The organism is Algibacter sp. L1A34, assembly GCF_009796805.1.
Classification (GTDB): Bacteria; Bacteroidota; Bacteroidia; order Flavobacteriales; family Flavobacteriaceae; genus Algibacter.
Map to the genome: position 1 here is coordinate 2,990,001 of NZ_CP047029.1, position 10,572 is coordinate 3,000,572.

The 10,572-nt window shown below is 34.4% G+C and carries 9 protein-coding genes and 2 rRNA genes (1 of these 11 cut by a window edge); 2 read left to right on the plus strand and 9 right to left on the minus strand.

What is annotated here, in order from left to right:
* Together GQR97_RS12675 and rrf are read left to right on the plus strand one after the other, a co-directional pair.
* Positions 1–572 (plus strand): 23S ribosomal RNA (locus tag GQR97_RS12675) (it extends 2,254 nt beyond the left edge of the window).
* Between the two features lie 134 nt (positions 573–706).
* A 5S ribosomal RNA gene (rrf, locus tag GQR97_RS12680) occupies positions 707–814 on the plus strand.
* Positions 815–1,039: 225 nt separating this feature from the next.
* Here the strand turns inward: rrf and GQR97_RS12690 are convergent.
* From GQR97_RS12690 to GQR97_RS12730, 9 genes are all read right to left on the minus strand, one after another.
* On the minus strand, positions 1,040–2,074 hold the full coding sequence (locus GQR97_RS12690) for a T9SS type A sorting domain-containing protein (protein WP_158848928.1): 1,035 nt from the start codon (positions 2,072–2,074) through the stop codon (positions 1,040–1,042).
* Between the two features lie 31 nt (positions 2,075–2,105).
* Positions 2,106–2,765, minus strand: a complete 660-nt coding sequence (locus GQR97_RS12695; protein WP_158848930.1) for a hypothetical protein — start codon at positions 2,763–2,765, stop codon at positions 2,106–2,108.
* Between the two features lie 11 nt (positions 2,766–2,776).
* The gene (locus tag GQR97_RS12700; RefSeq protein WP_158848932.1) at positions 2,777–3,634 is read right to left on the minus strand and encodes a T9SS type A sorting domain-containing protein; all 858 of its coding nucleotides are present in this window, start codon (positions 3,632–3,634) and stop codon (positions 2,777–2,779) included.
* A gap of 11 nt (positions 3,635–3,645) precedes the next feature.
* Positions 3,646–5,100: an SUMF1/EgtB/PvdO family nonheme iron enzyme gene (locus GQR97_RS12705; protein WP_158848942.1), complete on the minus strand. Its 1,455-nt coding sequence runs from the start codon at positions 5,098–5,100 to the stop codon at positions 3,646–3,648.
* A 478-nt stretch (positions 5,101–5,578) separates the two neighbouring features.
* Entirely contained in the window at positions 5,579–8,011 is a 2,433-nt protein-coding gene (locus tag GQR97_RS12710; RefSeq protein WP_158848950.1) for a T9SS type A sorting domain-containing protein, read from the minus strand.
* A gap of 20 nt (positions 8,012–8,031) precedes the next feature.
* Positions 8,032–8,844, minus strand: coding sequence for a hypothetical protein (locus GQR97_RS12715; protein WP_158848952.1), 813 nt, complete (start codon positions 8,842–8,844; stop codon positions 8,032–8,034).
* Positions 8,845–8,846: 2 nt separating this feature from the next.
* Positions 8,847–9,386: a DUF6252 family protein gene (locus GQR97_RS12720; RefSeq protein ID WP_158848954.1), complete on the minus strand. Its 540-nt coding sequence runs from the start codon at positions 9,384–9,386 to the stop codon at positions 8,847–8,849.
* A gap of 12 nt (positions 9,387–9,398) precedes the next feature.
* Positions 9,399–10,247 (minus strand): DUF4412 domain-containing protein, encoded by an 849-nt coding sequence (locus GQR97_RS12725; RefSeq protein WP_158848956.1) that lies wholly within the window; start codon positions 10,245–10,247, stop codon positions 9,399–9,401.
* 107 nt (positions 10,248–10,354) lie between these two features.
* A complete protein-coding gene (locus GQR97_RS12730) occupies positions 10,355–10,510 on the minus strand; it encodes a hypothetical protein (RefSeq protein WP_158848958.1) in 156 nt (51 codons plus the stop codon).
* Positions 10,511–10,572 lie beyond the last annotated feature (62 nt).

Genomic DNA, 10,572 nt, shown 5'->3' on the forward strand with positions numbered 1-10,572 from the left:
GTGCGTAGAGTGCAATGGCATAAGGGAGCTTGACTGAGAGACCTACAAGTCGATCAGGTACGAAAGTAGAGCATAGTGATCCGGTGGTTCCGTATGGAAGGGCCATCGCTCAAAGGATAAAAGGTACGCCGGGGATAACAGGCTGATCTCCCCCAAGAGCTCATATCGACGGGGGGGTTTGGCACCTCGATGTCGGCTCGTCACATCCTGGGGCTGGAGAAGGTCCCAAGGGTTGGGCTGTTCGCCCATTAAAGTGGCACGCGAGCTGGGTTCAGAACGTCGTGAGACAGTTCGGTCTCTATCTACAGTGGGCGTTAGAAATTTGAGTGGATCTGACTCTAGTACGAGAGGACCGAGTTGGACTAACCTCTGGTGTATCAGTTGTTCCGCCAGGAGCATTGCTGAGTAGCTACGTTGGGAAGGGATAAGCGCTGAAAGCATATAAGCGCGAAACCCACCACAAGATGAGATTTCTTTAAAGGGTCGTGGAAGATTACCACGTTGATAGGCTATAGGTGTAAAGGCAGTAATGTCATAGCCAAGTAGTACTAATAACCCATAGGCTTATTGTACGCCTGTTTTTTTATAAGTTATACAATACATTATATTCATGATTTTTGTTTCAATATGTTAAGATATTTGTTTATCCAAAGAGATAAACGCTGTATGCTAAAGGATTAAAATCTAATAGCGAGCAGCTATAACTTAAGGTGGTTATAGCGATGGGGCTCACCTCTTACCATTCCGAACAGAGAAGTTAAGCCCATTAGCGCCGATGGTACTGCATTTGTGGGAGAGTAGGTCGTTGCCTTTTTTAATCCTCAACAAGAAATTGTTGAGGATTTTTTTTGTTATAAACTTAAATGGAAATTTTTACGGCTTACCTTATTTAAAATCATTACGATAAAACTCCAGCATAAAAAGATATAGTGGGTAGCGTGGTTTTTAAACCTCTTAAACACTTACCATAAATACTTTTATTGTTACAAAATAAAACCAGAATCTTTATAATAAGCTTAAATTTTCTATTTTGATACTATTATTTTTTAACGACTAATTTTTTTGTAATACTTGTAGTTTCTGTGAATATTTTTAAAAGATAGATGCCATTTGACAAATGGGACACATTTAATGTGTTTTTATTTGATAGTAGTTTCATAATCATGTTCTTGCCTGTAACATCATAGAGCTCTACGGAAGTTATTGCCTGATTTTTATTTGTATACATGGTGATGCTATGAGATGCTGGATTTGGGAATATTGAAATAGGGTTAGCATCATATTCGTCGATATTTAAAGTGGAGGCATCGGCAAAAGTCCAGATTGAAAAGGCCTCAATATTGGATACGGAATGATAGAAGGTTTCTGTAGTACCGCCTTCTTTGGTAAACGTCACACCATTGTCAGTACTTCTAAAGGCTGCAAGATTTGAACGTTGTAGTCCATTTAAATCAATGTGTGAAAGATAGAAATGCGCCTCTATATCTAAACCTGAATTAATAGTGGGGTTAATTTCATAATATCGTTTAACCGTAGGGTTTTCACTAATGTCAAAAGTACCATAACGTCTAAATACCTCGGTACTTCCCATGGAGGTGCTTCCTGTATAAGTTACTACACCTATAAGGCCAAAATCATTGGTTATGTCAGCCGTATGGTTTCTTGTGGTTTTAATATAAGTGTCATCTGCCCCAGTGATGGTGTTGGTGTTGGATTCGCCAACAATTTCTGCTGTTGAGCCAATGATGATAGAACTACCAGTGTTCATTATAAAACTAGAGGTATCATTCATGAAAATTTCTCTGTTTAGCATTAATTGACCATCAAGTTCAAAAGAAGAACTGCCATAAAGTTCCAAATAATCAAAGGTGTTTTCATTGTTTAATTCGATGCGATGGGAGTTTCCATCCAAACCTATCATTTGAAGTGTACCGCCATTTAACGCCGTTTTACTTGCGTTTACAAAATCACCATTCACCACGCTAATGACAGCATTGTTGTTTTGGAGAAATCCTTCCGAAGAAATATAAAGCCCTTGCTGCCCAATTGAAAATTGGCACACCGTAAATATCAAAAATAGGATTATATTTTTCATGGCTCTTAGTTTAAAAGTCTAGTTGATTTACAAGAAAGCCGTGGATAAGGACGTTGATGGTTGTCTGTGAGGCGACATTGTTATTGAAAATAGCGATCCGATCCCCTGGCCGCAAAATTAGTAGTGGGTTCGATTGATCTCCCGATAAAGTGACTAATTCCCGATTAGAACCTACCATTTTTACCAGCGAACTTGTTCTGAGAGAGTTTCCTTGGGCGTATACGCCACAGTCAATGCGTTCAAATGTAGTGGTTAGGTTATTGTCTTGTGCCTGAATACGCGTAACGAGGAAGAATTTTCCAGCGGATACGGTACTGAAGGTAGTGGTGCTACTCTCCCAAGATTGTAGTGTTACTAGACCGGGGTTACCTATTGTGTTGCCAACGAATACGGGATTGGAGCGTCCATAGTAAGCCACTGGATCACTAGGTGTGCCGCTGCTTTTTTGTTCTGTGAGGGATTTCCTTTCCGTCCCGTTGTAGCCCTCGAAGTCTTCGGAGACCGCAGTGTAACGAATAGTACCAGCGGTTGGAGCGTTGGTGTCATCCGTAATTTTCAGCTTACCGTTAATGTCAAGTGCTTGCTCTGGATTTGGGTTGTCAACACCTACTTGGGAGTACATAGACAATATCATTAAAAATGCAAAAATTGTAGATAGTAGTGTTTTCATAATTTTATTGTTTATTTATTTTTTACAATCAATTTTTTAGTTACTGAACCTTTTTCAGAAAACATATTTAAAAGATAGATCCCATCAGAAAGATTTGAAATATCGATTGTGTTTTCATTAGATAGCTCACTAAACATTTTCTTTCCTGAAACATCATAAAGTTCAATTGAAGTTATCGTAACCCCGTTATCAGGCTTAATGTGAACAATTTGACTTGCCGGATTTGGATAAATTAAAACATTCATCTCCAAAAGTTGCTCGATTAAATCTAGAGTAAGTGCCGAGGTCAATTTGTTTACCGCAAAACCATCTCCGTTACCTCCACTATAAAGTGTTAGCATTAGCCCGTTTAGATAGTTATTAGAACTTAATAAGCTTGCATAACCATCACCATTACCACCATTAAAAAGTTGGAGCATAAACCCTTTTAGAAATAAATTTTCTTTTGTAGTATAAGTTGCACCATCTCCAATATTACCCGAATAAAGCATGCTTAAGTTTTGACCATTTAGAATGGTTTGGTAATCTTCTTTGGTATATCCATCACCATATCTTCCACTATATAAACTTTTTAATGCATTCCCATTAAGTACTAAAGCGGCTACATTTTGCGAAAATCCATCACCAACATTTCCGTTATAAATTTCAAAATTTGAATTTGATAATACGACTTGGTTTTGTTCGTTATCGAAACCATCTCCGGAGCTACCTTGATAGAGCACGGTAAAGGAGGCTATTTCACCAGAAAGCCTACTGCCATGAAGCGCGGATTTATCGCTGCCATCATCTATTCCACCAACATATTGCGCGTTTAGTTGATTTGCTATTAATAATAATGTAGTTATTACATATAATTTTTGAGTTGTCATATTTCAAGGTATTATTCTTCAGTTCTTACCCCACGAAAGCCTAGTCTGTTATTAGCGCCCGCAAGAACGCTAGCTGCATCAAACCTATCTGAAACTCTTATAAAATCCACTCCATTATAAAATGATCCACCTCGATATCCAATACCTGTATTAGTGTTAGGCCACGAGGTAACATTGGCGAGTCCATTTGCCAAAATCTCGCCATTTCCATGAGTGGATGTAAATGCTCTACCTTCTGGGTTACCAACAGTTATACATCGTTCGTATAAATTTCCAGTTAATTCCATTATTCCATAATAACTACCACCAGTTTCTTCTCGCGTTTTGTTAACAGCACTAGCAGCCAAAATACCAGCTCTTTTAGGTCCTGTAGGTGTTCCATTAGTTAAACTATATAAAGCATTTCCTGTGCCTGTTTCTGGATTTGACACCAACTCATTCGGTTGAGATTCATTTATAATAGTATAATCATTAGTGGCAATATTTGCATTGCCCCAAGCAAACTCACCCGGTTTTGGAGCAATAGGACCTCTACATGCTTTTTCGTATTCAAATTCTGTAATAGGCCTAAGTCCAGACCAATCTAAATAGGCATATAAAATATTATTATTTACATAATTGAGAGGTATATCTGGCGATGTTGTAGTGGCGCTAGCGCTACCATCTTCCCATGAAATAGGGTTTCGATTAAGTTCGGTATCTTGATTCTTACCGTTTGATCCCGTAATATCATTTGCAGTTTTTTGAGTTGGTGTAAGTGTGTTAAAAAAACCAACATACTGTCCTTGCGTCATTTCATATTTCATGGAATAAAACGCATTGAAGCCTTTAGGGAATTCTGCTGGAATAGGACCTAATTGATCTCCTGCATTTGGCGTTTCCGTAGTACTATAGTAAAGGTTACCAGAACCTTCAGCCACTGTAATATCATTTTCTGACTCTACTCTATATGGATTAGTGGTAATCGAAGAATAAAATTTACCAACTTCAGTACCCGGGCTTCCTAAAGAAAAAGGTCCTTCTGGTACATAAACCATTTCTATGGCAAATACTTGTAAATCGATAATGTCGTTAGGGTCAATAGAGCCATAATCCCAACGCAAACGCATATCTTGTAAATTAATATCGCCACTTCCATCGCTATCTCTATAAACAAAGGTACCAATACCATCGCTGGTTATGTCTATCGTACTACCCGAAGCAGCCACAAAATCTGTTTGTGCTAATTGGGCATGTTCCCAATCTCCGCTATTAACTCTATATTTTATAAACACCCAAGCGGCGTCCCAATTGGATGGACCAGCACTTAATCGCCAAGAGTTTTCCCAACTTAAATCGAATTCTACTTGAACCCAGTTTTGAGGCGAATTTAAATTTTCTAAAGAAATATTACTTACAGTAATATTGTTGGCACTTGTTAAGAAGCAAGCTAGCATTGCTAATGCTAAAGTGATTTTTGTTTTCATTTTTTTGAATTTTAATTGATTAATTTAATATTGGATTAATTCTAGTCTATATATCAATTAGTATTTGGGAGTTTTTTGAATTGTAATCTTGAATAGTTAGCCATACATATATGAGTATTTAGCTTTTTTGAACTAATATTATTCTGTTTTAATAAAAAGAGAAATAACTCCATGTTACTTTCATTATTTCCCTTTTTCCTCACTGATTAATAGCATCTTTATTTCTTCAATTTTAGTGTCTTAATTACTTTATTACTTAATGTGATGTTTAAAACATATTCTCTATTTTTTAAATGATCAGTACTAAAGTGATTTTTTTTATTTTCTTCTGAATTTGAATCAACATATTTATTCATAACTATTAGTATTTAAGGAGTTTACTGCAGATTATTGTGCAATATAAAAACTGAAATACAAAGTCGCATACTAATGAATAAATCGAGTATTTAAAGTAAATCCTAATGAACAGAACTTAAAACTAATTTTGTTGTAAAATAATTATTTTACTTATCGTTTTGTTTTCTGCTGATATTTTTAATAAATAAACTCCAGATTCTTGGTTCGTTAAATTAATTTCTTTGGTGTTTTTAAATGTCTTAACTTTTATACCCAAAACCGAAAAAACTTCAATAGTATCTATTTGATAATTGGTCTTTATGCTGAAGATTGCATTTGAAGGATTTGGATAAATTTCTACCATAGATACTAGTTCATTATCCGATATACTTAAAGTTGGTTGTGCTATATATTCTGTTGCCAAATCATCATCGATAAGCTTAAAAGTATTTAGAGAAGCATGCGTCCAAACACTTCCTTCACTATCTATAGCGAGAGATGCTGGTCTATAATGGTCTAAAGATGGCATTATAGAATTATAATCTTCAATAACAACGTTTTCTACTATTGGGTTGGCATCGGTTGGGTTTTCTATTGTGGCTATAGAAGCGACATCGTTATTAAGTAAATACGCTTTTCCATTAGTATCAACCACAACATCTAACAAATTATATATCTCAGAATAATCGATAGCTTTAAAATCGTAAAACACTCCAGCTTCTTGATAAATTGCTGCGGTATTGCCCAAAAACCAAACACCTCCATTTGGTGCAGCTACTATTTTACGTAAGTAACTCATACTACCAACTGATGATAAATCGTAAGTTGTAGATGTCAATGTAATGGTATCAAATTTTTTAATTTCTAACGCACCAGCTGTTGAATATTGCATAAACCAAGCATCTCCATTATCATCTACTGCAAAATAATAGGCTTGTTGGTACCAATCTTCTCCTAAATCATAAGAGGTTAAAAGCGCATCGTCTTTATAAACATCTATTTTTTTATTTGCATGATCAAATATCCAAACCTGATTTCCAACACGTTTTATATCAGTGGCTTGGTTAGCATTCTCTTGAATTGAAATAGCATTAGGGAAATCTATTTTTCTAATTTCACTAGGACTTCCGCCTTGTATAATCGCTTTGTTGTCATCATCTATAGCAGCAGACTGTGATAAATATTGTAAATCTATGGTTTGGAGCTTATCTTCACTATCTCTATAAAGTACTAAATTATCGTACCTATTAAACCACCAAACGCCTCCATTCTCGTCTGATAAATTTTTAGTAAAACGTCTATTCATTCTATAGGATAGGTTGCCTTCTTCATTATCGTTACGTCCAGACCACACATCATTATCGTTAATAATAACTTCATAATTAAAGTTTATACCGCTAGAATAGTCTCTTGTAGTATAATAGAACTTATTATTTCTGTAGTATATATTATCAGGAATATAAGTTACTGGTACACCTAAAGTTGTTAAGTCTTCTTTTGGTAGAAGAGTCCAAGTTGGAGAATCATTTTCAATGGTTAGTTTTACTAAACCATTGTAATTATAAGCAGCGGCCCAAATTAACCCATTATCGTCTAATGCTAGCGTGTTGAATTTAATATTTACGGCAGCATTATCTGGTCTTGGTAATTGGTATGTTGTATAGGTTTCTGTGGTAATATTAAATTTTACAATAGCACCATCGTAAGCTTCATTATTTGCAAGCCATAAATCATTATTAGCATCGATTTGTAAATCATTTATACGATCAAAAGGCAAACTTGGAGTTGTTGTAGTGTCATAATATGTTATAGGCGCTGAATTACCCAAATTTGAAACATTTAATTTATAAAGCCCATATGTATACTTACTAAAACCTCCTATGTAAATAAAATCATTATGATAAAGTAGTTTTGTTTTACCGAGTCCTATTGTGGTAGAACCTGTGCTTAGTCCTATTGTACCTAAATTTTTTATAAGTTTAAGTGTTTGGTTTGCATCATTATACATATAAAGATATGTTGTGCTTGTCTTCGTTGCAAATACCCAAGTTATATCTCTGTCTTCATCGTAAACCATTTGTTGAGGGTATCTATTATCTGGAAAATTAACAGATGTAAAGGTTTTTGTAAGGCGGTCGTAAACATTCAATACTGCACCAGCGTTATTACCTTGAATAATTATTTTGCCATTTGGCAAAACCAAACCTGTTTGTATAGTTGGCAAATACGTGCTTCCCCAAAGTGGCACAGCAATATGTGGTAAGTTGTCCCAAGTACCATCTGCCTTTCTAATAGAAATACCATAACCAGTGAGATAATATTCATCTTCATTAAAATGATTAGGAAACATTCGTAAAACACGTCTATCACTAAGTCCATAGCTTCGTTCTACAACGCCTAGATTGTTGTTTCTATCGCAAAAACTTAATTTTCCGGCTGCTTCAGGCATGGTATTGCCACATTCGTTAATGTAAAATGCGAGTTTTGTGCCAGTTGTAAAGGCTTCTGTTTTTGTTATTTGAGCACTTATTGTTATTGAAAAAATAAATGCTAATGAGAGTAATAATGTTTTCATAATAGTGCTTTTTTTATATATTAATTCGTGTTTGATTTAGAAGCTTCTAATTCGTATTCTTTTTTGGCTCCTTGTATTTTTTCATCTTCCATAACTCGCTCTAAATACCACTTTACATCTTTAGAAGTTTGAGAGCTTAATGTGAAAAGTATTTTTTTAGGGATGGTGTGCTTATTATTTTCGCCATATTGTTGAAGTTCTAGAACACTACTTTTTACAAGATTCCATCCTTTTTTAAACTGAATATCTGCACTTCTTTCAATTTCACGATCATCATAATAAGAGTATCCTCGTATACATTTTTCTTTATAACTAAAAGCTCTGTCTACATAAATCCAATAATACCTATTACCTATATTTTCGTCGAAATTTTCTTTTATTAACATTTCCTCATCAGAAACGATAGATACATAAGCTACAAAAGCATCATATTTTTTTACGTACATTGGTGGATATAACTGCGAATAAACATCATCGTAAGGTGTTTTAAAAAGGGGTTTTCCAGTCATATCCACCTCTCCTTTATCCTTACATATTAGCATATTGAATTGGCTTTCAAAATGAGAATTCATATGATTTTTACCTAGGGCTTTTATATCATATTCTGGCAAATTCAAATGAACAATGCCCTTTTCATCAATCTTACCTAGTACAATTTCATCTCCACTGTTTTGCCATTGAACAAGTTCAAAACCACCTTTGGCATAATCTAATTCCCCTTTAAATTGGTTTTCTATTTTAGGTAATGAAGCTTTAGTTTGCGATTGTTGTGTCTTGCACGAAAGAAATAGCGCAGAAACAATTAATAAAAGTGTATAAATTTTAGTTGTCATAATTACAGTTTTTGAGCTTTAAACTTTCCTTCGGTAATCACTTTTGTAGAATCATCTGCTGGATTAAATCCTGTAAACGAAAAAGTTCCTTTTACATAAGAATTAGTGTTTTCTGTAATGGTAATTGTGCCAGAACCTCCATCTTCGGTTGCTGCCCATACAGCATAAGGATTAATCACTTGATAAAACAGTACATAATCTTCTGATATCGTTGCAGAAAATGTTCCAGTAGAAACAGGACTTTCTAATGAAAAACCAAAGGAAGACTCTTCACCAACACCTCTGATGAAATAAATATCCGTGTTATCTTGAAAAGCACTAATTGTTACATAATCTGTTGAAAAATTAACACCATCTACTTTAGCTGTTAAATAATAATCGCTTTGGTCTGCGTTAGAATCATCATCACTAGAGCAGCTTGTTAATGATGCTGTTAGTAATATTAAAATGACTACAGTTTTTGAGAATAATATCTTTAATGTTTTGCTCTCATTATCTCTATTGATTTTTTTGAGTTCGTAATTTTTCTTTGAATAGTTCATAATTTTGGGTTTTTAATTTTTAATTTCAGAATTTAGATCCATAAACTCATAGTCACTAACTACAATAGTTTTTGGCGATTTCTCTAAGGCGACACATGTCATTTTTGCGCTATATTTCTTTTTCTTTTTATGAGTCATATCCATTTCCATAACGATACTGTTCTCTGCTTTTTCCATCCATTTCGGATTAAAGCCTTTTTGTGTAGTTTTCAAATGATTTCCATATACCTGATTAAAACTAACAGGAGAATCCATAGCCATATACATGGTCATTTCTAATTCATCGTTTTCTACTTTGAAACCTTGACATTCATAACCCAATATCGTTTTATTTCCAATTTCTATAAATGTATATTCATCTATATTTGTTTCTTCTTGTTCAGCTACATCTTCAATATCTATAGTTGGATTCTTAAGAAGCGTACCAGATTTAACATCCTCTGTTTCCATAAAAATTGCCATGATACCTAGTTCTTTGTCAAACACCATAAACATGCCGTTTGCAATAGGGTTATCTTCCACTTCTGGCTGAGACCCAAAATACTTGGAACTAGGTTTTAGGTAATAGGTCATATTTACATTGCCTTTTTTATGTTGCATCTGCATGGTGTATTTCCACTCAAAATCATAGCTTTCTGGTAAAATAGATGGATCTGCCTGAGCACCTTCAAAATCAATATCGAATATCTTATCCATACCTTTTCCTGTCATTTCAGCTGCTTTATTCGATGTTTTTCTTACAATAACTTCTTCAACAGCTTGCCCTGCTTTTTCAGTTAATTTTTTCCAAAACTGAGCGTGGCTTGTATGGCAGATAAATAAAAATACGATGGTAAGTAATAATGGTTTTAGAGTTTTCATGATCGTTGTTTTTAGTTTTGGTTGCTAACGCGTTTATTTTTTAGTGTCTTAATTCGAAAAAGGCAAACATGCGTATGCATCTTTTTATATATAACTACTGCATGCTTTTAAGTTTTAGTTATGGTAATTGTTTTAATAATTTTTCCTTTAGAAAAAATATTCAAGACATAACTTCCATCTTTTAAATAATCTATATGTAAATTAATTTCTGGTTTTGAAGACAATAGTTCTCCATCAAATATGAGCTTGTCTTTGTCAAACATATTATTTAACAATTAATTTGATGTAAAACTATAGTAAGGTGGCTAGAAGGCTTATAAACTAT